At 36.9% G+C, this 25,438-nt stretch carries 24 protein-coding genes; 11 read left to right on the top strand and 13 right to left on the bottom strand.

Going from position 1 to position 25,438, the window contains the following annotated elements:
- Positions 1 to 166 precede the first annotated feature (166 nt).
- The 10 genes from GN105_RS07515 to GN105_RS07470 form a co-directional block, all read right to left on the bottom strand.
- The gene (locus tag GN105_RS07515; protein WP_155284790.1) at positions 167 to 628 is read right to left on the bottom strand and encodes a CopD family protein; all 462 of its coding nucleotides are present in this window, start codon (positions 626 to 628) and stop codon (positions 167 to 169) included.
- Between the two features lie 34 nt (positions 629 to 662).
- Positions 663 to 1,229, bottom strand: coding sequence for an aminoacyl-tRNA hydrolase (gene pth, locus GN105_RS07510; RefSeq protein ID WP_155284789.1), 567 nt, complete (start codon positions 1,227 to 1,229; stop codon positions 663 to 665).
- A 59-nt stretch (positions 1,230 to 1,288) separates the two neighbouring features.
- Positions 1,289 to 2,302, bottom strand: coding sequence for a LacI family DNA-binding transcriptional regulator (locus tag GN105_RS07505; RefSeq protein ID WP_155284788.1), 1,014 nt, complete (start codon positions 2,300 to 2,302; stop codon positions 1,289 to 1,291).
- Positions 2,303 to 2,425: 123 nt separating this feature from the next.
- A complete protein-coding gene (locus GN105_RS07500; protein WP_155284787.1) occupies positions 2,426 to 3,733 on the bottom strand; it encodes a DUF4374 domain-containing protein in 1,308 nt (435 codons plus the stop codon).
- Between the two features lie 28 nt (positions 3,734 to 3,761).
- A complete protein-coding gene (locus GN105_RS07495) occupies positions 3,762 to 4,283 on the bottom strand; it encodes a hypothetical protein (RefSeq protein ID WP_155284786.1) in 522 nt (173 codons plus the stop codon).
- A 57-nt stretch (positions 4,284 to 4,340) separates the two neighbouring features.
- Complete coding sequence (locus GN105_RS07490) at positions 4,341 to 4,640, bottom strand: hypothetical protein (RefSeq protein WP_155284785.1); 300 nt, start codon at positions 4,638 to 4,640, stop codon at positions 4,341 to 4,343.
- A gap of 223 nt (positions 4,641 to 4,863) precedes the next feature.
- Positions 4,864 to 5,373 (bottom strand): hypothetical protein, encoded by a 510-nt coding sequence (locus GN105_RS07485; RefSeq protein WP_155284784.1) that lies wholly within the window; start codon positions 5,371 to 5,373, stop codon positions 4,864 to 4,866.
- A gap of 22 nt (positions 5,374 to 5,395) precedes the next feature.
- The gene (locus GN105_RS07480; RefSeq protein WP_155284783.1) at positions 5,396 to 6,097 is read right to left on the bottom strand and encodes a DUF4198 domain-containing protein; all 702 of its coding nucleotides are present in this window, start codon (positions 6,095 to 6,097) and stop codon (positions 5,396 to 5,398) included.
- Between the two features lie 29 nt (positions 6,098 to 6,126).
- Positions 6,127 to 8,577 carry a TonB-dependent receptor gene (locus GN105_RS07475; protein WP_155284782.1) on the bottom strand — a complete coding sequence of 817 codons (2,451 nt, stop codon included), beginning with the start codon at positions 8,575 to 8,577 and terminating at the stop codon, positions 6,127 to 6,129.
- A gap of 20 nt (positions 8,578 to 8,597) precedes the next feature.
- The gene (locus tag GN105_RS07470; RefSeq protein ID WP_155284781.1) at positions 8,598 to 9,506 is read right to left on the bottom strand and encodes a DUF6607 family protein; all 909 of its coding nucleotides are present in this window, start codon (positions 9,504 to 9,506) and stop codon (positions 8,598 to 8,600) included.
- A 282-nt stretch (positions 9,507 to 9,788) separates the two neighbouring features.
- Between GN105_RS07470 and GN105_RS07465 the strand changes: the two genes are divergently transcribed.
- The 5 genes from GN105_RS07465 (at position 9,789) to GN105_RS07445 (ending at position 16,144) form a co-directional block, all read left to right on the top strand.
- Complete coding sequence (locus tag GN105_RS07465; RefSeq protein ID WP_155284780.1) at positions 9,789 to 10,466, top strand: YceI family protein; 678 nt, start codon at positions 9,789 to 9,791, stop codon at positions 10,464 to 10,466.
- A gap of 101 nt (positions 10,467 to 10,567) precedes the next feature.
- Positions 10,568 to 11,818, top strand: coding sequence for a hemolysin family protein (locus GN105_RS07460; RefSeq protein ID WP_155284779.1), 1,251 nt, complete (start codon positions 10,568 to 10,570; stop codon positions 11,816 to 11,818).
- Between the two features lie 214 nt (positions 11,819 to 12,032).
- Positions 12,033 to 13,730 (top strand): lysine--tRNA ligase, encoded by a 1,698-nt coding sequence (gene lysS / locus GN105_RS07455; RefSeq protein WP_155284778.1) that lies wholly within the window; start codon positions 12,033 to 12,035, stop codon positions 13,728 to 13,730.
- A gap of 558 nt (positions 13,731 to 14,288) precedes the next feature.
- Complete coding sequence (locus GN105_RS07450; protein WP_155284777.1) at positions 14,289 to 15,236, top strand: hypothetical protein; 948 nt, start codon at positions 14,289 to 14,291, stop codon at positions 15,234 to 15,236.
- A gap of 83 nt (positions 15,237 to 15,319) precedes the next feature.
- Positions 15,320 to 16,144, top strand: coding sequence for a thymidylate synthase (locus tag GN105_RS07445; RefSeq protein ID WP_155284776.1), 825 nt, complete (start codon positions 15,320 to 15,322; stop codon positions 16,142 to 16,144).
- Positions 16,145 to 16,377: 233 nt separating this feature from the next.
- Here the strand turns inward: GN105_RS07445 and purD are convergent, their stop codons facing one another.
- On the bottom strand, positions 16,378 to 17,649 hold the full coding sequence (gene purD / locus GN105_RS07440) for a phosphoribosylamine--glycine ligase (RefSeq protein ID WP_155284775.1): 1,272 nt from the start codon (positions 17,647 to 17,649) through the stop codon (positions 16,378 to 16,380).
- Positions 17,650 to 17,714: 65 nt separating this feature from the next.
- Entirely contained in the window at positions 17,715 to 18,497 is a 783-nt protein-coding gene (nadE, locus tag GN105_RS07435) for an NAD(+) synthase (protein WP_095896110.1), read from the bottom strand.
- Positions 18,498 to 18,693: 196 nt separating this feature from the next.
- Between nadE and GN105_RS07430 the strand changes: the two genes are divergently transcribed.
- From GN105_RS07430 to GN105_RS07405, 6 genes are all read left to right on the top strand, one after another.
- Positions 18,694 to 19,620: an alpha/beta hydrolase gene (locus tag GN105_RS07430; RefSeq protein ID WP_155284774.1), complete on the top strand. Its 927-nt coding sequence runs from the start codon at positions 18,694 to 18,696 to the stop codon at positions 19,618 to 19,620.
- A 138-nt stretch (positions 19,621 to 19,758) separates the two neighbouring features.
- Positions 19,759 to 20,415 carry a CBS domain-containing protein gene (locus tag GN105_RS07425; protein ID WP_227977385.1) on the top strand — a complete coding sequence of 219 codons (657 nt, stop codon included), beginning with the start codon at positions 19,759 to 19,761 and terminating at the stop codon, positions 20,413 to 20,415.
- Between the two features lie 28 nt (positions 20,416 to 20,443).
- Entirely contained in the window at positions 20,444 to 21,334 is an 891-nt protein-coding gene (locus GN105_RS07420; RefSeq protein WP_155284773.1) for an NAD kinase, read from the top strand.
- A 22-nt stretch (positions 21,335 to 21,356) separates the two neighbouring features.
- Positions 21,357 to 21,701, top strand: a complete 345-nt coding sequence (locus GN105_RS07415; RefSeq protein WP_155284772.1) for a DUF6787 family protein — start codon at positions 21,357 to 21,359, stop codon at positions 21,699 to 21,701.
- A 6-nt stretch (positions 21,702 to 21,707) separates the two neighbouring features.
- A complete protein-coding gene (locus GN105_RS07410; RefSeq protein WP_155284771.1) occupies positions 21,708 to 23,861 on the top strand; it encodes a S9 family peptidase in 2,154 nt (717 codons plus the stop codon).
- Positions 23,862 to 24,003: 142 nt separating this feature from the next.
- Complete coding sequence (locus GN105_RS07405; protein ID WP_227977389.1) at positions 24,004 to 24,837, top strand: geranylgeranylglycerol-phosphate geranylgeranyltransferase; 834 nt, start codon at positions 24,004 to 24,006, stop codon at positions 24,835 to 24,837.
- On the opposite strand, the gene GN105_RS07400 is transcribed toward GN105_RS07405, so the two are convergent.
- Positions 24,830 to 25,417 carry a riboflavin synthase gene (locus tag GN105_RS07400; protein WP_155284770.1) on the bottom strand — a complete coding sequence of 196 codons (588 nt, stop codon included), beginning with the start codon at positions 25,415 to 25,417 and terminating at the stop codon, positions 24,830 to 24,832. The genes GN105_RS07405 and GN105_RS07400 overlap by 8 nt on opposite strands.
- Positions 25,418 to 25,438 lie beyond the last annotated feature (21 nt).

Here is a 25,438-nt window from a genome sequence, read left to right as displayed (position 1 = left end):
GCGAAGTCAGCGAAGACTTGGAACTGAGTATGTGCATCGAAGCCTTTTAATAATGGGGCTTCGACTTCGCTCAGCCTGACAGAAATATCCTCTTTTTTTAAGACATTATACTTTTTGCATCACTTCTTAATTTTGTACTAAAGGAAACTTTTTCGAGTCATTTCAGTTACAGATTGATTCCTCCGTAACGAACAAAACTTCCTAAAATAACCATCATTACTCCCAAAATAGTTACAGAAATGATATGAAATGCCATTTCAGGTAGTTTTTTAATGTTTCCTTTACGTAATTGAGGCAGCACACGAGTTTGAGCACTTATGGCAAAGCAAACTGATATCAGCAAACAAGTGATTTTCAAGGAAACAACCGTTTCAATAGATGAAGAAAATGAAAACCAACTTCCAATTCCTGCACCAAAATTATAAGTCATCAAAATTCCGGTAACGACCAGCAACAGAAGCGAAGGCATCCCGATGGGTTCATATGTTTTCTCAAATTTTTGAATATAGCCGAAATCTTTATTTTTCAATGCTTTGGGCAAAAAACCAATTGCAAGTACCAAATGCCCTCCTACCCAGATAGTTGCAGCAAGCAGATGAATGATTAAATATACGTGATGTAAAGCCATTGTATTACATTTATTTAGCCCGATGTTGATATATTTATTTGTTGTTAAATGTGTTCATCGTGATGTTGAGTCCCGCCAAGCCAAACGAAAGCACTGCTTCGGCACTTTTTTCCAAACGTTCCGTAAGTAATTTTTCCTCTTCTTCGTTCCATTGCCCCAGAACATAATCCACTTGTTTTCCTTTTGTGAAATCATTACTTATCCCGAAGCGGAAACGTGCATACGCAGTAGTTTCAAGTTGTGCTTGAATATCTTTAAGTCCGTTATGCCCTCCGTCACTTCCCTTTCCTTTTATCCGAATAGTTCCGAAAGCTAAGTTCAAATCGTCGGTAACAACCAATAAATTTTCAATAGGGATATTTTCTTTCTCCAACCAATAACGAACCGCTTTTCCGCTGAGATTCATATAAGTAGAAGGTTTTAACAGAATGAAAGTACGCCCTTTATGCTTTAATTCGGCAATATCGCCTAATCTTTGCGTGGTAAAGGTAACGTTATGCTTTTCTGCCAAATGGTCAACTACCTTAAAACCAATATTATGACGTGTATTTTTATATTCCAACCCGATATTTCCTAACCCTGCTATTAAATATTTCTTCATTTGTTTTAAACTACTAATAAATACTTTCTGAAATCATTCAGAATATCTCTACATATTCATTACCTTGTTGATTCTCTGACTACTAATGAGGTTTTTATTATTTCTGTCCGATAATTTCGCTCCTTATCCTTACTTTCGGTTCTTTCTATGAGAAGTTCTGCGGCTTTTTTACCAATCTCTATTCCGTGTTGGTCAATTGCTGTAAGTTTCGGATATGAATTTTTTGCCAAAAACCCGTCTGCAAAAGTTACAACTCCCAGCTGCTCAGGCACTTTGATATTTCTGTCGTGAGCTTCTCGCAAAGCTTTTACTGCTAAAAATTCATTGCTGCACAATAAAGCATCGAACTTACGTGTGTTAAAAAAATCGGATATTTCCCCATCGGAATGGATATCCTCAATAGCCAAAATCAGATTTTCATCAACCGATATGTTAGCATCTTGCAACGCATTTTTGTAACCTTGTGTGCGTAAATTCCCCACACTGATGTAATCAGGTATGGTCAATATCCCGATACGATGATACCCACTGTTTATCAAATGATTAACTGCTTTGTATGAAGCCATTGCATCATCAACAATTACTTTATCACAGTAAATATCCTGAGCTACACGGTCAATCAAAACTAAGGAAATTTCTTGATTGAGTACTTCACGCAAATGTCGGTAATCTTTCTTTTGTTGTGTTTCTTTGGAAAGAGCTACAATGAATCCATCAATGCCTGTTTGTACTAAAGTTTCAATATTTTTCACTTCTTGCTCAAGCAATTCGTTTGAAAAACAAGCAATTATCTTGTATCCTTTTTCGTTGGTAATACTTTCTATTCCTTTCACTACCATTGAAAAGAAATCGTGTGCAATTTCAGGAATGATAAGCCCTATGGTTTTGGATTTCTTGCTTTTCAAGCTCAAGGCAACACTATTAGGCTTGTAATCATAGAGTTCCACCAAGGCTTTTACGCGTTGTTTTGTTTCTTCACTGATTTCATCACTGTCATTAATTGCCTTAGAAACAGTTGAAACGCTCACGTCCAATTCCTTTGCAATGTCCTTTATAGTGATTTTTCGTTTCATAATTTGTTTTTATTTCGCAGCTTCTTTTTTAAGAATAACCCCGTAAAATTACAACTTTTTCCCGAAAATACAAAAAGGCTATCACTTTGCGATAGCCTCTTAGTTCTTTGTTATGTAAAAACTTTAATATACTCCCATATAGAAGCCCTCTCCCGAAACTTGAAGTGTAGCACCTTTTTCAAATCCGTTGGGGTCGGCTTTGGCTGGGTCGAAAATATAAATATTTCCTGTACCTGCAACAGGAGCAATCGCCATATAAAGCTTACCGTCTTTGCCTACTTTAGCAGATTGATAGTAATTTAACCAAAGTTTTTCGGGCAAGTTCATTTTGATTGCTGTTCTGGCTTTCAAATCCACACGAGCCACTCCCCAAGCAGCATCAGCAGGTTGTCTTCCTTTTTCTGAATCATAAAACGGCATATACGCAATACCATCTTTCACATAAAAAATACCTGTTCCGCCTACTTTATTCATTCCTAAGGCTTTTGCCAAATCAAAATCATACGTATTGTCATATTCACCCGTTTGCGGATTGATTTTTAAAATACGTGATTCTTCCATACTTACGTTATACACATCACCTGCTTCATCTGTAAAGAAAGAAGGAGCACGATAACCATAAGTTTCTCCGTTACCCAAAGTAGAGGTAGTGATTTTCGGATTTTGGAATGAAGGAAAATCAAGTACCAAAGCAGTTGCCGGATGTGCCACCAAGCTCTCACCCGTACCATACTGACGCGTTTTCACAATCTTCGTTCCATCAAAACCTTGTACTGCAGTACCGATATATACTTTCCCGTTGTGAATGATGGCATTATCCACACGCCAGATGTGAGCGTCAGGTAATTTGTCAGATGAAATACCTGCCGGAAGCTCTACCTCTTTCACCTCACCTAAGGTTAAATCAGGAAGTGATATATGAACAATACGCAAAGTTGAAGCCGCTTTGCTGGTAATTCCTCCCGATTTCTTTTCTTCGTGTTTCGAAACAACATTAAAAAGAAGTGCATTTCGGTCATCAATTACACGCCAACGCGGATATGGCGTTCCTATAGTATTGGTAATGCTAAGAGCTTTTTCTACATTATATAATTGCGAAGGTGTTGATACGACATATTTTACGATTCTTCCTTCACCATATTCCAAATCATACAATATTTTCCCGTCAGAAGAACCATACAAACGGTGAGTTCTGGTGTTTTCAAGAGCTTTTCCTCTTCCTTCAAAAGTGAGATTACCCTCTTTTAAACTATTGAAAGGCATTGCATAAGCACTTGCATTTTTCTCATAGCCAACCCCGTAAGCTACGTGGAAGTTGGCATCAATTATTGATTCCGGAGCATCGTCTTTTTTACAAGCCGTTGCCAATAATCCTGCTCCGACTACTGCCAAAGCTACTGTTCTTAATGTTAAATTTCTGTTTTTCATCATATTGATAATTTAATTTAGTTAATATATTTTACTCCTCTATAGTTAATTGCTGTTCTGCAACTAATGCTGTCATAAATAAAGTCCTTGCCCAATTAAATTGAAAGGATGTCATATCCAATATGTTTGAAAGTGCGTAAGTTCCTTTTTTATGAAACAAAAATGCTAAATTATCAGCTAAAATATAGCGGTCTTTATCTTTATCATAAACAAAGGAAACTTCTCCTGCGGATTCTAACTTTTTGCCGTTTAAAACGATATGAACCGTTGAAATATTCTCCTTGTAATAATGTGGGAATTTGACTGTTATTTTTTCAGGTAAATTACCTGCAACTTCCTGAATATGTATTCTTTTATCTTTTTCATCTAACAATATAGGTGAGAAAGAAAAGGTTACTTTTATCATCTCTTCCGTTTTATAAACGTCTTTTTTGGGGGCATAAATAATTTCATTTCCGGTAGTTAAATAACCTACTGGGCGTGCTGGTACTATTGTTTTTAACTCTTCGCACGAAATGAGTAAAATACTTAGTATTAGTAAAATTCTTTTCATAATTAATATCCGTAAGCGTTAAATAATTCTTCTATTTCTTGGCTTTCTTTAGGATTATTATCTTTCATCCTTTGTTTTAGGCTCCAAGGGCTTACGTCCGTAAGGTTTACCCGAAAGAACTGATTTATGAACACTTTGCATAAGTGTATCCATTGCCTTTTGCATATTTTTCAATGCATACGGATTCTCCAGCTGCTCACCCAAAATTAATTCTGTCCCATTTTGGACAGGAAATTTTTGATTATCTTCAGCAGATGGTGTAGTAGTGTCAACAATATCCTTGTTACATCCCACTACTATTAATGAAATGGCAAGCAAAGCCATATTTCTAAACTTTAAAAATTGGTGTTTTATCATAAAATTTATTTTTTAAAATTATACAACATATCTTTCCAAATCAATTACAGGTACTTTTAAAGACCTTATACCTCTTATGCAAGGGCTTGCAGGTGATTGAGAAGCACCCGTAAATGCTTTCCGATGTACTGTTATCCCTCATTAGTAATCACCTTTAGGTGTTAAACCATCAACTAAAAGTCTTGATTTGACACTTTTAGGCACTTCCCTAACCGATTGTTGGTTACTGTTGCGTATCCGTAGGCGTTTCGGGTACACTTTTAGATGCAGGATTTGTCGCCGGACGAGTTTGGTAATGCATTTTCAGGTCGCCGTAAATCGCCGTCATTCCGGGAGCGTTCTGCATTGATAAGTACTTCACATAACGATAGTATGACACCGAGGCATTGAAATTATCAAAGTCAAGCAATGTTTTCATATCGGAAAATATGGTTTGCAAAACAGCGATACGCTTCATAATGGGGTCAATCTGTGTACGTGCCTGATAATCCCTGTCGAATTCCTCTTTGTTCAGTGTGGGAGGTAACGATTGCGGATTGAGTTCCATATACACCTTACATTTATCAACCAATAGTTTGTTTCGGTCGGCAATGCGTCCGTATTGTTGCCGTTCATCGGGCGTAAGGTTTACGCTCTTGTCTTTCATCACTTGTTCAATGGTTGCAAGTGCATCGTTAATCTTCTTCAGCTCTTCGGAAGAAAATTCTACTGAAATTACATTGTCTAAAGCCATAATGTTATTGTTTTGAAGTTATTTATTTCACTTTAATCAGATAATTAACCGTATGATAATTTATTTTGTAAGGTTTTCCGTTGTGGTTGCCTTCCTCTTTGTTTGACCACGAAAACTCCAGCAAATAATTTCCTTTCCAAAGCGGATTGAATTTTATTCTGCCGTTGCTGTCGCTGCGGTATGCCATCGCCCAGCCGTTTTGGGAAGTGATGCTAACACGTTCTTTCGCAGCAACATTGCCTTCTTTCAGCATTTTAAAAGTTTTGCTGCCGTTTACTTTCACTGCTGAAGTATCAAACGAAAGCTGCAAAGGCAATTCACCCAAAGTAAGTTCTGAAACTTCTTTCGTGCCAACACTTACAAAAGCTACCGACTGATACGTAATTTTCATTTCTTTAAAGGTATCTTTTACCAAATGCTTCACCGAAAGGGTGTAAACGCCTTTTTCAGCAGGAATAAACGATGCCAAATAATAGCTTTCTTGTTGGCTTTTACTCAAGATTTCTTTCTTTCCCGAAGGATGTATCAACAAGAGTTCCAAATCTTTAATATCCGAAAACCATTTTTCGGTAAAAGTAGGGCTGTCGGGCTCTCCGAAGAAGACCTTAACCTGATGCGGTTTGTTCAATTTTCCACTACTTTCCGTTTCTATCCATACCGTGTGGGCTTGCATCGCTAAGCAACCCATAAAGAACAGCATTATGTTCAAAAGATGTTTTTTCATTGTTATTTAATTTTTGATGATTAACTTTTTTAAAATACAGAAAATGTTAATTTCCCGAAAATAGCTCGCCCGGGTTTTTGCAGAGCGAAATTGTCAAATACCTGTGTGTCAAATATGTTTTTGGCGTTGAATGCCAGTGTCCATTTTTGATTCGGGAAGGTGTAAGTAAGCCCCACATCGTGCAAAGGTTGCGTAGGAATGATGGCTTTGCCTACCGCTCCATATACTTCCCATTCTTTGAAAAACTCGTGCGTATAACCGAAATTATAGTTGATTGCCAATCGTGATTTCTTCTGAATCAAATCATTAAGCAAATATTCGGCATTTACGTTGGCTGTGAAATAGGGCGTGTTACGCAATCGGCTTCGGTAATGGGCGTATTTCAAGCCTGTGTCAGGGTCGTGTTCCAAATTAAAGAGTGCATTTGTATAAGAAACATTCGCATTGATGAAAAGACGCTTATTCCAATTGTAACGCAGTTCGGCATCTGCTCCTTTGCTGATAACTTTTCCTAAGTTTTCAAATCGGAAGAAATCATCATTCGTACGAGGCACTCCACGCAGAATCATATCCCGTATGTCCCGTATAAAAAGGTTTATTTCTCCTCCTATTTCGTGTTTGCCAAAAATGAAAGCATTTAAGGTAAGCCCCAAATTGGCATTGTTGCTGTATTCGGGTTTTAATGAAAGATTGGTAGTAACGCCTTCGCTGGTATTTCCTAAAAGTTCGGTGCTTCCGGGCAGGCGTATGGCTTTTTCCACAGAAGCTGAAACCATTATTTTAGGAGTTATGGCATATGAAAGAGACATTCCGTAGCCTTTATCATTTATTTTTCGGTCGTGTACGATAACCTTCTCATCAACAGTTCCGTTAGGTCTTCGAACTACATCATATTCGGTCAAATATACTTTCTGCCGATATAATTTATAGAATAGTGATGCTTTTAGTTTATTGCTGAATAAATTCAAATCGTAATTAAAACCGATGATTTGCTTGTTGTACTTGCGTTGATCAAGCCTATTGCGAATATGCTGAGGTAAGGTCGGGTCATCAATATCACGGGTAAAAGCTCCTAAAAAATAGCTCACCCCAACAGCGTGATTTCTGGTGATGTGATAATGAACGTTAGAACGATTGGCAAGATTACGCTCATCGTTCATTGCCAAGGTGGGGGCTCCTGCTTCGGCTCCTTGTTGCCAAGTAAGCTCTTTCCCGTTACGCCCGATGGCTCTTTTGCCTTCCCAAGTGTATATATAAGGAACTGTGTCAATTACTTGTCTGTTGGTTTTGGAATAGGTAGTAAATGTGCTTACGTCCAATCCTTTGAAAAACAAATCGTTTTTCTTGTACTGCAAACTTGCCATACGGCTATTGTACTCGGTTCGGCGATTACCGTAAACCACTTGCATTGTGGCTCCTGTTTGTATGTCTTTCTCTGTTTCAGAAAACATAAACCCAAGCAGGAATTCATCTGCCCACTTTTTACGCGTGAAACCAAAGTTCGACTTAATCCCTGACGAATAATATTTATCGTGAAAACGCTTGGCTTTTACGTGCGTATATTCGCCCGTAGTGTTGTCGGTAACATAAATGGTTTCGCCCCATACTTTGTAATTGTTATCCGTATAATTATAAAAGGAAGACAAATTAGCCGTAAAGCCCGATTTTTTATCGCGATATGTTCCGTTTAAGTCCCATTGATGCGTATTGAACGACCCGTAGGAGTACGACGTGGTAAGCGAATTGCTCATTTCTTTCTTTAAAACCACGTTGATTCCTCCGCCCAAGGCATCTTCCGAAAGCTCTGCAGGAAGCACTCCTTTGTAAACCTCAATGCGTTCAATCATTGATGGCGGAATGCTACTGAGTGAAAACGAACGCCCGTAATTGCGTATGGGGATTCCGTCAATGAAAATCCGTACCGAATTGCCCGTAAGTCCGTTCAGGTTGAAGGAAATATCCGAACCCATCCCCGCCGACTGACGTATTTTCACCCCCGCCGAACGCCCCAAAAGTTCCGTAGTTTGGATGTTCTGTAAAATGGCTTCTTTAGTGCTGATAACATTCATCGCATAGCCTTGTTCTTTGGCTTGCCTGCCCTTACTGCTACCCGAAACGGCAACCTCGCCAAGCGAAATTCCTTGGTTGTTATTGAGCCTTATGGTAATTTGTTGATTGCTCTTTGTGAAATGCACCTTAACCTTAACACTTTCATTACCAAAGGTTTTAACTTCAATTTCATAATGTTTCCCAATGGGTAAATGTTCTATTTTGAAGAATCCTTCCTCATCGGTTTGGGTGTATCTGTTCACACTTTTGATAAATACCGTAACCATATCGGCGGGCGTTCCGTCAGTGTAAATCACTTTACCCGAAAGCGTTCCCTTGCGAGGTGGCGGCTGTTGAGCGTACAAATCCGCGAAAGAAAATCCAAAACAGAACAATAAAAGTATTAAGAAGCGTGCTTTAATGTTTTTCATAGTTAGTGTTTATACTATAATTATTTTTTTGTGCTTATGTAAACATCCATAATAGCATCTATTTGTTCCTTGGTTTTGTATTTTTCTTCATTAAAAAGATGTTCGTGCAATGCCTTGCCATCAACTTTTTCTTCCACTTTAAGATTTCCTTTTTGAGCGAAAGCAGCATCCCAATGGTTGCGAACCAAAGCCCATTTTTCTTTGTTTTTCTGCCAGAATTCCTGAGCTGCTTTGCATTTTTCGTCAGCTACTTTTTTGTAAGTATTGTAGCCTCGCTCCTGTGCAATTACCAAATCATCTTTGCCATCACGACGTAAAACCTTATCATTGTCTTGCACGTGCAACCAGCCATAATTGGTGATTTCGTGTCGGTTACGTCTTAAAAGTATGTTGTAATCACTTCGGATTTCTTGTTCGCGTCGTGGCATAGGAGCAGCTGCTTCGCTCTCCCAGAAACTTTTTCCGTCCACGTGAACCCAAGTAGCAGTTTGTTCGTAACGAGGGCTGTCATCTACTTGATATACTTTTTGTGTCCATTGCCCTTTCACCGCCGATTTGGGCAAAGAATAACTGCTCCACTCATTGTCTTTTTGATATTTTAAAAGGTCGGTATTTTCATAAATCCAATCTTGTCGCCAATGCTTGATAACGTGTTGTTTATCTCTTTTCCCAACCACGAGCAAATGTTGCAAAACGAGCTTCTTTTTGCTATCTTCAATAAGTTCTACCCATTCCAATGCTTTGGAACGACTTGATTTTGAAGGCACATACGTAGAATCCGCACCATACTGAAAAGTTTCCGCATAACGGAAAGTTACCTCATAACAGCCACACATATTTTTTATGGCTTCAACATCTTTTTTGTTTTGGGCATTCATCCCTACTGAAAAAAGAGAAACTAAACACGAAACGACAAATATCTTTTTCATATCTTATAAATATTTTAGAATAAATCTCGGCAAATATAGTATTTTATTTTTATTTAGAATATTTTTAAATAATGATTTTAGGAAAAGTACTACTTTTCGGCTATTATATTTCTATTTATAACAAAAAATAAACTATAAAACAACAAGATACACTCAGGATTAATCAACACAAACCAAAATAAAACTTAAACAGAACATTCTTGTTTAACATTTATTTAACCAGTCATTTTGAATTAAACCCATAACTTTGCGGAATTATTAATTAATAAACTCTATGTACTTATGAAGAAAATTATATTAAATGCATTGGTAATTTCCACTCTTACATTGGCAAGTTGTAACAACACAAACACGCAACAAAAAGCCGAAATGACTACTGAAACCGAGCAGATGCAAATGGAAACTGAAAAAGTTCAGAAAGAAGAAGCAAAATTTGCTTACACAGTAGCTCCTACATCTGTTATTGAGTGGGTTGGTACAAAACCAACAGGAAAACACAACGGAACCGTGAATGTTACTGAAGGCGGAGTAAACACTGACAACCAAACAATTACAAGTGGTAAATTCATTATTGATATGAATACAATCACTGTTTCGGATTTGGCAGCCGGTGACGGAAAAGAAGACTTGGAAGAACACTTAAAAGGAACAGGAAAAGAAGAAGCTGAAGACCATTTCTTCAATGTTAAAAAATTCCCTACGGCTACGTTTGAACTTAAATCTTTTGACGGCACAAACATTGTAGGTGATTTGACAATCAAAGGAATTACAAAAGAAGTTTCCTTCCCTGCCACAGTTACTGTTACAGATACAGAAGTAAATATTGAATCAAAAGCTTTCAAAATCAACCGTGTAGATTTTGGTGTAAATTACGCTTCAAAATCAGTTTTTGGTGATTTGAAAGACAAATTCATCAATGATGAAATGGAGCTTGTTGTTAAAGCAAAAGCTACAAAATAATCATCAACCGAAAAAACGGTAATCACTTTGGTTAGCAAATAGCGAAAAGAACTCGCTATATGCTAACCATTTACATACCAACCAATCCGTTATAACTTACAATGGAAACAACATCTATTATCATCATTATCACTACGTTAGTTCTGTCAGCCTTCTTTTCAGGATTTGAAATTGCGTATGTATCTTCCAATAAAGTGCACATTGAAATCCAGAAAAAACAAGGAGGTTTTATGGCTAATATTTTAACAAAAATCACCCGGAAACCTTCAAAACTTATCGCTACTGTTCTGGTAGGGAATAACATAGCATTAGTTATATACGGTTTTGAAATGGGAAAAGTGATGACAGAGATGTTACCTCCCTTTTTTCAAAATGTTTTATGGCATACCGTAATTTCTACGCTGATAATACTCATCACTGCGGAGTTTATGCCAAAGGTGTTCTTTCAAATTTATGCCAATCAAGTTCTTAAAATTTTGGCTGTTCCTGCGTACTTTTTCTATTGGCTATTCTCACCTATTTCCAATTTCATCATTTGGATTTCCGACTTTATCCTGAAAGTTTTCTTTAAAACCGAAGGCGATTCTGTTCCGCTGTCATTCACAAAAGTGGAATTAGGAGATTATATTTCCGAACAAATGGAAAATGCCTCAAAGAAAGAAGAAGTTGACGCAGAGATACAAATTTTTCAAAATGCATTGGAATTTTCCGGCGTAAAGGCTCGTGAAATTATGGTTCCGCGAACTGAAATCATCGCTGTGGATATTAATGAAAAACCGGAAGATTTAATTCACTCCTTTGTTTCATCAGGATTTTCTAAAATACTGGTTTACAAAGAAAATATTGATGATATTGTGGGATATGTACACACTTTTGATATGTTCAAAAAACCGAAAGACATCAAAAGTATTTTAATGCCCATTCCTTACATTCCTGAAACGATGCTCATTCACGAAGTGCTTAATATGCTTACCCGAAAACGCAAAAGTATGGCTGTGGTTTTGGACGAATACGGCGGAACATCAGGAATGCTGACCTTGGAAGATATCGTTGAAGAGCTTTTTGGCGAAATCGAAGACGAACACGATAAAGATATTTTCTTGGAAGAAAAAATTTCAGATACCGAATATGTCTTTTCAGCACGATTGGAAGTTGATTACATTAACGAGAAATACAACCTCGACCTACCTGAAAGTGAAGATTATGAAACTCTTGGCGGACTAATCGTAGCTTTTAACGAGGGTATTCCGTCTGAAGGAGAAACGGTATCAATGCCTCCTTTCGATTTTTACATAGAAGAAAGCTCCGAAACAAAAATACAAACCGTAAAACTATTTGTAATCAACAGTTAATATTTTTCTTTGACTTTGTACCTTCTTTAAACTTGCTTTTTGCCACTAATAGGCAACTATTTTCTTGTATAAAATGGCAAAAATTCACAATTCGGGCTTCAAAACTTTGATAGTTTTCCAATTGCGTACGCTTAAGAACGATTAAATCCGCTTTAAATCAAATCTATTTCCCAAAAAATCCTTATTTTTGCGGTTCAAAAAATAGATTAATTATATGCAACTATCAGAACAAGAGATAATTCGTAGAGAGAAACTCCATAAATTAAGAGCAATGGGCATCAATCCGTATCCGGCGGAATTGTTCCCTGTAAATACCACTTCAAAAGAGGTCGAAAGCCAGTTCGAGGAAGGCAAAAGCGTGATTTTAGCAGGTAGGCTGATGTCTGTTCGCATTCAAGGAAAGGCTTCATTTGCTTCGTTGCAAGATAGTCAGGGGCGTGTACAACTTTACATCAACCGTGACGAAATTTGCCCCGACGAGGACAAAACTCTTTATAATGAGGTCTTTAAAAAATTGCTCGATTTGGGTGATTTCATCGGTGTAGAAGGCGAACTTTTCACTACACAGGTGGGCGAAAAATCCGTACGCGTGAAGAAAATCAAACTACTTAGCAAAGTACTTCGTCCGTTGCCACTTCCTAAAACCGATGCCGACGGAAATGTATTCGATGCCTTCACCGATCCTGAACTTCGCTACCGTATGCGTTACGTGGACTTGGTAGTAAACCCACAAGTGAAGGAAGTTTTCATCAAACGAACCAAACTTTTCAATGCAATGCGTCAGTTTTTTAACGACCGCGGCTATATGGAAGTTGAAACTCCTGTATTGCAATCTATTCCGGGCGGGGCAGCAGCACGTCCGTTCATAACGCACCACAATTCGTTGGATATTCCGCTTTATATGCGAATTGCCAATGAGTTGTACCTCAAAAGACTTATCGTAGGCGGATTTGATGGCGTGTACGAGTTCTCTAAAAACTTCCGAAACGAAGGAATGGACAGAACGCACAACCCTGAATTTACCGCAATGGAAATTTATGTGGCGTACAAGGATTACCATTGGATGATGGCATTTACCGAACAGCTCTTGGAACATTGTGCCATCGCGGTAAATGGCTCAACCAAAGCAACTTTCGGCAAGAACGAAATCGACTTTAAGGCACCTTATCCGCGCGTTACGATGACCGAAGCCATCAAAAAATTCACAGGATTTGACATCACGGGAAAAACCGAAAAAGAATTGTTCGATTTTGCCAAATCCATCGGAATTGAAGTTGATGATACGATGGGCAAAGGCAAGCTGATTGATGAAATTTTCGGTGAGAAATGCGAAGGAAATTTCATTCAGCCGACTTTCATTACCGATTACCCGAAAGAAATGTCGCCACTGACCAAAGAACACCGTTCAAACCCCGAGCTTACCGAGCGTTTCGAGCTAATGGTTTGCGGAAAAGAGATTGCCAACGCCTATTCCGAGCTGAACGACCCTATCGACCAACGCGAACGCTTCGAAGCACAGATGGCACTTTCCGAAAGAGGCGATGATGAGGCTATGTTCATCGACCAAGACTTTTTGCGAGCGTTGGAATTTGGTATGCCGCCTACATCAGGACTCGGTATCGGAATGGACAGACTTATTATGTTCCTAACGGGTAACGAAAGCATACAAGAAGTACTTTTCTTCCCGCAAATGAAGCCTGAGGCGAAAGCCTCACAGACAATAGAATTAAACGAAGACGAGAAAATGGTGTTTGAAATTCTGCAAAAAGCCGAAACACTTCCGTTGGACGAGCTAAAAACACAATCGGGGTTGTCCAACAAAAAATGGGATAAAGCCATAAAAGGACTAACCGGCAAAAAAGTAGCTTCCGTCGAGAAAGAAGGAGATAATTTATTGGTGAAATTAGCATAATGTAGGGTCGTATTGCATACGCCCCCATAAAAAATATCAATGTAAGGGCGAAAGATATTTCGCCCTTTATTTTTAGCAGTTTATTTGATATTATATTAAGTATTAAGTAGTTAAAACCGCCTCAAAAGCTGATAAAAACTATCTTTTAGATAACTATAACCCGCTTTTAGACACTAAAAAACACTTCAAAGCAGGTTTTTACTATCTTTTTCTTAATTAAAACCACCTCAAAGCTGGTAAAAACTACCTTTTAGATAATTATAACCTGCTTTTAGATACTAAAAAGTACCTCGAAGCGGGTTTTTACTATCTTTTTCTTAATTAAAATCATCTTAAAGCGGGTAAAAACTACCTTTTAGATAATTACAACCTGCTTTTCTCTTAATTAAAATATGTTTCAGGTTCATAGCTAATAAAAATCAGAAAATAGCAATATAAATAAGACTATCTGCCTGCTTCTCTCCAATAGCAAAAAGCAAATTTATTTAACATTTAGTTGACTATAAGTAAGAATATTTCTCTTACCTTTGCCCTGTTAATTTTAAAATCATACACATAATGAAAAGATGTATTCTATCTTTATTTGCATTGTCTTTAATTGTAAGTTGTAGCAAAGACAATACCGATGGAGGGCAACCTATTGAGGAAACAGTAGTACTTCCTAAAAAGGTTGTGGAGCATTACACTCGCATCAACCGTGAGAATGGAGTAGAGAGTGAGATACCATACGTTCAGGAGGAAAATTACGAAATAGTAAATAACAAAGTTCTTAGTGCTACTTTTAATTTATTTGAAAATAAAGTACAGATAGCATCTTCAAAGTTTACTACTACGTATGAAAATAATCTACCTAAAACTTCAACAACGATAGATTTGCTTAAAAAGAAAGAAAAAGAAACGAGTACTCTTAAATATGCAAATGGAAAATTAATTGAAGAAGTGCAAGAGCAACAAACAGATAATGCTAAGATTGTTAATACTACTCTTTACAAATATTCAGGTGATAAATTAGTTGAAATACAGAATACAAGAAGTGATAGCGGTCTTAAACTTCCCCAAAAAATTACTTTTACATACCCTTCTGCCACCGAAATTAAAAAAGTTGAGGCATCATCTTACATTTCGGGTGATAAAGAAATACCACAAACTAACACGACAACCTATACACTTGATGCAGAAAAGCGAGTTGTGAAATCTGTGGAAGAAAGTGATGATAGTACAATAGTTGAGGAGTATCAATATGACAATAAAAACAATTATAGACTTCGTCCGATAACTTTTGTAGTACATCCGGACTATTTTATTAATGAAAAGTTTATGAAAAACAACTTATTATCTAAAAAAAGAACCTACACAGATAAACAAAACTCTCAGCATAATGAAACAGAAACTACCACTTATACCTATCAGTACAACGATAAGGACTATCCGACAAGAATAGAGGAGGTTTACAAGAGTAGCCGTGAAACAAACTCCAAGACAAAAACAACAGAAATTACTTACTAATACAATTTTGATAAAACCACTTCATTACGAAGTGGTTTTTTGTATCTTTGCGGTCATAATTTTTCTTTTTCAAAACGAATAAAATGCAACAATACCACAATTTATTACAACATATTTTAGAAAACGGACATAAGAAAGAAGACCGCACCGGAACAGGCACCATAAGTGTATTCGGGTATCAAATGCGGTTCGATTTAAGTCAAGGATTTCCCGTTGTTACCACCAAAAAACTACATTTAAAGTCCATTATTCACGAGCTGCTTTGGTTTTTAAAAGGTGATACCAATATTAAGTATCTGACCGATAACGGCGTTCGTATTTGGAATGAGTGGGCGAATGAAAATGGTGATTTAGGTCCTATTTATGGGCATCAATGGCGAAATTGGAACAGTGAAGGCATCGACCAGATTAAGGAAATTATCGAAACATTACAAAAAAATCCGGACAGTCGCCGTATGTTAGTTTCAGCTTGGAATCCTTCAGTGTTGCCGGATACTTCAAAGTCATTCTCTGAAAATGTAGCCAACGGAAAAGCAGCTTTGCCTCCTTGTCACGCCTTTTTTCAGTTCTATGTGGCTGACGGAAAGTTATCGTGTCAGCTTTATCAACGCAGTGCCGATGTTTTCTTGGGCGTACCTTTCAATATTGCTTCCTATGCCCTATTAACAATGATGCTTGCTCAAGTTTGCGGACTTCAAGCGGGAGATTTTGTGCATACATTCGGTGATGTTCACATTTATAACAATCATCTTGAGCAGGTGAATTTACAACTAAGCCGCGAGCCACGTCCTCTTCCCTTAATGAAACTAAACCCAGAGGTGACCGACTTATTTTCTTTCAAATATGAAGACTTTACTTTGGAAGGTTACGACCCTTATCCTGCCATTAAAGGAGAAGTTTCTATCTAAAAGCGAGTTAATTTCAGCCAAAAGCAGATTATTTGAATTCTTAAAACATATATTAATCGTAAGAATTTTTCTGCAACACAATAAAAGAAAAAATGTATCGAGAAGCAATAACAATCTTTCCCGATACATTTTTTTATTCTATTTCTGTGAATCGCTAAAAGTACCAATTAGCAACTATTATAGCGTAAACACTTGGAAATAAATCCCTTTTTCCGTGTTTTATATCGATTTTTCTATAAATCAAACCCGATATCTTTTCGGAAATACATCTTATCGAAGTGAATTTTTCCGATATTCTCGTATGATTTCTGCAAGGCTTGCTTAAAATCCTCCCCGAAAGAAGTAACGGCAAGCACTCGTCCGCCCGAGGTTTGCAACTCGTCATCTTTTAAGGTTGTTCCTGCGTGAAAAACGATGCTTCCTGATACATTTTCTATTCCGGAAATTCGTTTTCCTTTCTCGTAATCTTCCGGATAACCTCCCGAAACCATCATCACGGTGGTTGCACTTTGCGGTGTGATGGCAAGAGAAACCGAATCCAGGGTTTGTGTATCTAATGTTTTAAAAATAGGGATTAAATCGCTTTCAATGCGAGGCAGAACTACCTCCGTTTCAGGGTCACCCATACGCACGTTATATTCAATCACGTAAGGTTCGCCTTTAACTTTAATAAGCCCGATGAAAACAAATCCTTTGTAATCAATATTATCCTTTTGAAGCCCTAAAATGGTTGGTTTTACGATACGAGTTTCTATTTTTTCCATAAAATCCGCATCAGCGAAAGGCACCGGGGACACTGCTCCCATTCCGCCCGTGTTTAAGCCTTGGTCATTCTCACCGATACGTTTATAATCTTTGGCTGTAGGTAGTAATTTGTAATTTTTGCCATCGGTAAGCACAAAACAACTTAGTTCTATTCCATCTAAGAACTCCTCAATAACAACCTTTTGGCTTGCATTCCCGAACTTCTCGTTGAGTAACATATTTTTAAGTTCGGTTTTGGCTTCGTTCAAATCATTAATAATCAAAACTCCCTTGCCCGCTGCCAATCCGTCGGCTTTTAAAACATAAGGAGGTTGCATTGATTCCAAAAATTTGCATCCTTGTTCTACGGTTTCTTTGGTAAAACTTTCGTACTTAGCCGTTGGGATATTGTGGCGTTGCATAAATTGTTTGGCGAATTCCTTACTTCCTTCCAATTTGGCACCTTCGCGTGATGGCCCCACCACTTGAACGTGTTGCAATTGTGTATCTGCCTTGAAAAAATCGTAAACTCCTTGTACCAGAGGGGCTTCAGGACCTACTACAACCATTTCGATATGCTTATCCAACACTATTTGTTTCACTGCTTGAAAATCAGTGGGATTTATGTTTATATTGGTTGCTACCTGATGCGTTCCGCCATTTCCGGGGGCTACATATAGTTTTTCACATTGGTTACTTTGGCTGATTTTCAAAGCAAAAGCGTGTTCACGTCCGCCCGAACCTAAAATTAATATGTTCATAATATTCTTTTATTAAGAGATTAATGGTTGAAAAAATATACAAATTTGAAATAATTAAAAAGAAACTAATTTTTATCCTCTATTTTACAAATCGGAATAGGATTCATTTTGTGTTGATTGATTTTATTCAAGCGTTTATAAATTTGAAACACTTCCTTTTCACGCCCCGAGAAGTCATCGGCTTGTTTTCCCTTCTCATCTTGCAACATAGCCCATTCCAGTTCGTCATACGAGGCTTTTAGCTGGTCTTCATCGCTTCGGTCATCACCAAAAAGCCCGTCCGAAGGTTTTGCGTTCAGGATAGATTCAGGAATTTTCAAATGTTTTCCTAAAAGATATACTTCGCTTTTCATTAAATCGGCAATTGGGCTGACATCTACGCCTCCATCGCCATATTTAGTAAAAAATCCGACCCCGAAATCTTCTATCTTATTACCTGTTCCCACTACGATATATCCTTCTAAACCAGCGAAATAATAAAGAGTTGTCATTCGCAATCTTGCTCGGGTGTTTGCCAAAGCCATTTCATACGTGGGCTTATCTGTTTCCGGAATTTGACTCACAAATTGGTCAAAAACGGGAGTTAAATCTACCTCAAGGCTGGAAACATTGGTGTAGTTTTTCTTTAAAAAATCGATATGTTCCTTAGCTCTCGACACGTGGCTTTCTGCTTGATGTATGGGAAGCTCAAGACAAAGCGTGGGCAAGCCCGTTTTGGCACAAAGTGTGGAAACTACCGCCGAATCCACTCCTCCTGAAATCCCGATAACGAGTCCTTTCACTCGGGAGCTTTCAACATAGTTCTGTAACCATTGTACAATGTGTTTTGATACTTTTTCTGCGTTCATTATTATCTATTAAGGTAAAAATTCCCTTTCGGAAAGGTCAAAAGTACGAAATCTTTTTGGTATCACAAGCCCATAGCGGAAACATCAAAACAATAAATTCTGTTTTTATCATTGAATTTTATCTCATTTGTAAATTTTATTTTCCTTATTTCAAAAATAAAGTATATTTTTGTTAGCAAATTATATCTTTTAGATTATGAAAAGAACCTTTTTACTATTTATTTTATTTTCGATGCAGGTTTTTGCACAACAGACTTCTTTTATTTCAGAAAATGTTGAGATTAATTCACTTTTAAGCGGAACTTTATACACCCCCAACACATCTCAGCCAACAGATTTGGTTATTTTAATTGCCGGTTCGGGACCTACTGACCGCGACGGAAATCAACCACTTATGAAAAACAACTCACTTAAGTTCTTGGCTCAGGAATTGGCTAAAAATGAGATTTCTGTTTTCAGTTATGACAAGCGTATTTTCGGGCTAATGAAGCAAAATAACCTCAAGGAAGAGGAACTGTCTTTCAATGACTTTATTGAAGATGCCGTTTTGGTTGCCGAATTTTTCCTGAAGAAGAAAAAATACAAATCCGTGACCATTGCCGGGCATTCCGAAGGCTCGCTTGTTGGGATGGTGGCTTCGCAAAAGGCAAATGTTAATAAATTTATTTCCATCGCCGGAGCCGGAAGCTCAATCGACAAAGTTATTGAACATCAAATGGAAACAAACGCTCCATTGCTGCTCAAGCAAAGTCAAGAAATTCTTTCCGAACTCAAAAAAGGAAATGTTGTGGAGGTGCAAAACCCTATGTTACAAGCTGTTTTCAGAAAAAGCGTTCAGCCATATATGATTTCGTGGCTGAAGTACGACCCAAAAACTGAGCTTCAAAAGCTTAAAATGCCCGTACTCATAGTAAACGGAACTTCTGACTTGCAAGTACCTGTTTCCGAGGAAGAAATACTAAAAGAAGCATCACCCAACGCTAAATTCTGCATCATTGAAGAAATGAATCACGTGCTGAAAACGGTAACCAACAGCGTTGAAAATATGCAATCTTACGCAAATCCTGATTTACCTATTAATGCAAAATTAGTGGAAGAAATCGTAAATTTCATAAAGGAATAATTAAAAAGGTTGGATTCCATTCTTCTTAAATTGAATTGCTTTGTAAAATATGCTATCTTTGTGCCAAAGAGTTGCAAAAAAGCGATAGAACTCGCATTAATTTAATTATCAACAAATTGTAAATCAATATTATCCGATATGTCAATTCATAATTCCTTAAAAACCAATCTGCCTGTTATCACGCCAGAGAATTCTGTTTGTGAAGCCGTGGAATTGCTAAAATCTCAACATTTGTCGCATTTACCCATATTTAATATGGGAAATATGATTGGGATGCTTCCTCGTGAGGTTGTGCTTTCTGCTTCAGACAACAACAAACTTACTGATTTTCTGTACGATATGGATATATTTTTCGCCAAGAAAGATGCTCGTTGGGAAGAAGTAATGGAGATTTTTGTAAAATACGATAGCAATATCGTTCCGGTTTTGGATGAAGAAAATCAATATTTAGGTTATTATCAATTAGTTGACTTTATTCACTTATTTTCAGAAACTCCTTTTTTGAGAGAAATTGGCAGTTTTATCGTTTTGGAAAAAAATCAGGAAGAATATTCTTTCAGTGAAATTTCGCAAATTGTAGAATCAAACCAAGCTAAAATTTTGGGAATATTTATTTCCGATGCTTCCAACGGGAAAGTACATATAACGCTGAAAATCATTGCCAATTCACTTACGGAAATTCTGCAAACGTTTCGCCGTTACAAGTATGCCATATTGGTTGAAAAAGAAGATGATTTTTACTTGCAAGAATTGAAAGAAAAATCGGATTATTTTGATAAATATTTGAACATATAACTAAAAACTACTGACGCACAGCACCAAAATGAAAATAGCAATTTACGCACAGCAGTATTCTGAAAATTACAAAAAAGTATTTGAAGATTTGTTCGCTCACATTGAGCCTTCAGACGTTGTTTATGTGGAACAAAAACTTTTTGAAGATTTAAAACGAGAAGCAATTCTGAGCAACGAATGCAAGTCATTTACCTGTTTTTCAGACCTTGACGCTTCTTTTGATGTAATGCTGACTATTGGTGGCGACGGAACTATTTTGCGAGCGATTACCTTCGTTCGAAATCTGAACATTCCCATTTTAGGAATCAATGTTGGGCGACTCGGATTTTTAGCAACAGCTCAAAAAGATGAAATTGAGAATGTATTTTCCGCTTTGCGTACAAAAAACTATAAAATCACAGAACGTTCTGTTATTGAAGCTATTGTGAGTAGCGACGGAAAGCCCGTAAGTGAGATTAACTTTGCTCTAAACGAAATCACCGTAACCCGAAAGAATACAGCCTCGATGATTACCATCAATACGGAACTCAATGGGGAATTTCTGACCTCGTATTGGGCAGATGGTTTGATTATATCAACTCCCACTGGTTCAACAGGTTACTCATTAAGCTGCGGAGGACCCGTAATCATCCCGAATGCAAAAAATTTTGTGATTACCCCCATCGCTCCGCACAATCTGAATGCACGTCCGCTGGTCATTCCTGACGATACGGAAATTAAGCTAACTATTTCAGGACGAGAAAAAAAGTATTTGATTTCGTTTGACTCTCGCATTGAAACGCTCCTCAACAAAGTTTCTGTAACAATTCGCAAGGCTGATTTTTCCATTAAAATGATTCGATTAGAAGGAGAAAGTTTCATCAACACTCTCAGAAACAAACTTTTATGGGGAGAAGATAACCGAAATAAAAATAATTAACTATATATTTATTGTATAAAATATGTTCGAAAAACTAAAAAAACGTTGGAATGTTACCTCAAACACACAAGTTTGGCTCATTTTGATTACTTTTACAATTACAGGTTCGCTCTCTGCCAAAGTTTCACGTCCTTTTTGTGATTACATTGGTTTGGATTTTAACGACTTAAATCCTGTTTTGGCTTGGATTTTACGACTAATTATCATATTGCCCATATATCAAATTATTCTATTAATTGTGGGAACACTTTTAGGACAATTCCGATTTTTTTTGGAGTTCGAAAAGAAAATGCTCGGAATCAAAAAACGAAAAGTTGAACCCATATCCACAACAGAAAATGAAAAAATGTCAAATCAAAAATATTAATATCCAATGAAAAAACATCTATCACTTTTATTAGCACTGACTTCCCTCATCGTACTGGGGCAAGAAAAGAAAATTTCTATTCAAGATGCCGTTTATGGTTATGTAATTGACAACAATTCACCAGAAGGATATTCTCTTCTTTATCCGGAAGACTACAATTCCTTACAATGGATTAACGGAACAAACAATTACATCTATAACAATGGTTCGTCATTTGAAATTGTTTCAGCTAACGGACAAAAAATAAAATCCATCTCTAAAGCAGATATGGCGAGCGTATATTCAAAATTAAGATATCTCCCATCAATCACATATATTAACCAGAAAGAACTTATTTTTGAATTAGATAATGCCTTTCAAGTTTATGACTATTTGAATAACAGCAGCTTATCATCTATCCCTTTAGCTTCCGGAGCAGAAAATAAAGACTTCAACAAACATCAAAAAGCCATTGCCTACACAATTGGAAACAATCTTTTTGTAGCGATTTCGGGGAATGAAAAAATAGCAGTTACAAACAATTTTGACAAAAATATTGTGTCAGGGCAAGCTATCCACCGCAGCGAATTCGGCATTAAAAAGGGAACTTTTTGGTCTCCTAAAGGAAATTTGTTAGCTTTTTATCAAAAAAATGAAAGCAATGTTACGGATTATCCGTTGGTGGACATCAACACTGTTCCTGCAAGTTCAAAACTCATAAAATATCCGATGGCCGGACAAAAAAGCGAGCAGGCTGCTATCGGTATTTTTGATGTTAAAACACAAAAAACCATATATTTAGATATTGACACTACTGATGAGCATTATCTTACAAATCTTTCGTGGTCGCCTGATGAAAAATACATTTTGGTAGCAGAAATCAATCGTGATCAAAACCACTATTGGTTAAACAGATATGATGCTTCCACAGGAAAAAAAGTGAACACACTTTTTGAAGAAAAAAATAGCAAATGGGTTGAACCTGAATATCCTGCAACTTTCTTGCCTAACAAAAATGACGAATTTTTGTGGATGAGCGAACGAAATGGATTTATGAATATCTATCATTATAATCTCAACGGAAAATTAATCAAACAAATAACTGATTTTAAATGGGTTGTGCAAAATATTTTAGGATTTGACCCAAAAGGAAAATTTGTTTTTATCTCAGGAACAGGCAAAGACCCACGTGAGAAACATACTTACAAAATAGAATTAAAAAATCCGAAGAAAATTACAGCTTTAACCAAAATTGCAGGAACACACAAAACGCAATTAAGTACAGATGCCAAATTTTTGATAGATTCATACAGCAGCGTTTCAATCCCGCAAAATATTGATATAATAAACACAGAATCAGGAGTAAATAATAATATTTTAACAGCAAAAAATCCGCTTGAAAACCTTGCCATAGGCACCACCGAACTTTTGGAAATAAAAGCTGATGACGGAACTCCGCTATACGGAAAAATACACAAGCCTAAGAATTTTAATCCGTCAAAAAAATATCCGGTTTTAGTGTACGTTTACGGAGGACCTCACGCTCAAATGGTTACTAATTCTTGGCTTGCTGATTCTTACCTTTGGATGCCTGTTTTTGCTCAGAATGAGGACTATATAGTTTTCACGCTCGATAACCGAGGAAGTGCTAATCGTGGCTTTGCTTTTGAAAGCGTTATCCATCGTCAGTTGGGCGAAATGGAGATAAAAGACCAACTCAGCGGTGTTGAATATCTAAAATCTCTTCCTTATGTTGATAGCTCACGAATTGCCGTTCACGGATGGAGTTTTGGTGGATTTATGGCTTCGAGTTTGATGCTACGTCATCCAAAAGTATTCACTACTTCGGTTGCAGGAGGTGCGGTTACAGATTGGAAATTTTATGAAATAATGTACGGAGAACGCTATATGGACACACCCGAACAAAATCCTGAGGGATACGAAAACAGCCGTGTAGGTAAATATCTCAACAATTTGGAAGGTAAATTACTTTTCATTCACGGAAGCGTTGATGATGTGGTAGTTCCGCAACACGTGCTTTCCATTATGCAAGAATCTATCACGAAGAAAAAATTGGTGGATTTGTCCATCTATCCGATGCACGCACACGGTGTACGAGGTGCTGACCACGCCAATTTAGTACAACGAATTTTAGATTATGTAAAAACAAACAATAAGTAAAAATCACAAAGAGAGAAAAGTAGGAAACTTTCTGTTTTTCTCTCTTCGTTTTAAAAATAAAATCGTGATTCGAAAAAGAACAAAACGTACTTTATTGAAAATCTTCGGGTTATTTTCATCAGTTCGAGGGTACAACATTTTAATGGTTTGTATCGCTCAGTATCTGGCTTCGATTTTTGTTCTTTCAAAAGATACGTCTATCCGAAAAGTATTGCTTGACGATAATCTTTTTATGTTAGTTTTGGCAGGAGCTTTGGCAATAGCCGGAGGATATATCATCAACGGATTCTACGATAAAGAAAAAGACCTTATCAACAAGCCACTTAAATCAATGATTGACCGCTTGGTAGGGCAAAACACCAAACTAACACTTTACTTTCTGCTCAACTTTTTATCTGTAATTGTAGCAAGTTATGTTTCTTTCCGAACTGTAATATTTTTTTCGGGTTACATTTTTGGTATGTGGCTTTACTCGCACCGAATAAAAAAAATTCCCTTTTGGGGGAATTTCACCTCAGCAATTCTGGCAATTGTTCCTTTCTTTGCGGTATTCATTTATTACAAAAATTTTGACGGAGTCATCTTCATTCACGCTCTTTTACTATTCCTTTTGATACTTATCAAAGAATTTATTAAAGATTTGGAGAACTTAAAGGGCGATTTGGCACATAATTACCATACAATTCCGGTAAAATATGGCGAAAAACGAGCTAAAATAGTGATAACTCTCGCTACAATCTGTTGTTTTATTCCTATTTATGTACTAATTATTCATTTTAATGTCGGATATATGTCTTATTATCTGATTTTTTCTCAGAGTATATTACTTTTATCTCTCGTTATTTTATGGAGTGGCAACTCTCAAAATCGTTATATTTTGATTCATAACATTCTGAAATTTGTACTTATTGCGGGGATATTTAGTGTGCTTCTGATTGATTTAAGCTGGATTTCAAAAATAAAAATAGTTATCTGACAGACATTAACTTAGCTACATACTTCCCTATAACATCAAACTCCAAATTCACGACACTTCCTACTTTGATATTTTTAAAATTCGTATGTTCCATCGTGTAAGGAATAATCACCACACTAAACTGATTTTTGGAGGAATCCACAACCGTCAAGCTAACTCCGTTTACCGTAATTGAGCCTTTTTCAATAGTTACATTGCCGCTGTTAGCATCGTATGAAAATGTAAATCGTGTGCTTCCATTTTCATCTTCAATTTTTGTACAAACGCCTGTTTGGTCAACGTGCCCTTGTACAATATGCCCATCAAGACGTGTATTCATAAGCATTCCACGTTCTAAATTTACAATTTCGCCCGCTTGTAAACTTCCGATATTGGTTTTTGCAAGTGTTTCGGCAATGGCAGTTACTTTATATGTATCTTCCTGAATATCAACAACAGTCAAACAAACTCCGTTATGTGCAACACTTTGGTCTATTTTCAATTCCGAAGTAAATTTGCTTTTCACATACAAATGCAAGTTTGATTTATCTTTTTCAACCTTCGTAATTTCACCCAAATCTTCAATTATTCCTGTAAACATTTCTGTAGAATTAAAATTTAT

The organism is Capnocytophaga felis (assembly GCF_009684755.1).
In the GTDB taxonomy this organism is placed as follows: domain Bacteria; phylum Bacteroidota; class Bacteroidia; order Flavobacteriales; family Flavobacteriaceae; genus Capnocytophaga; species Capnocytophaga felis.
Note: the sequence above shows the minus strand (reverse complement) of the source record. Positions and strands in the feature narration are given on the sequence as shown.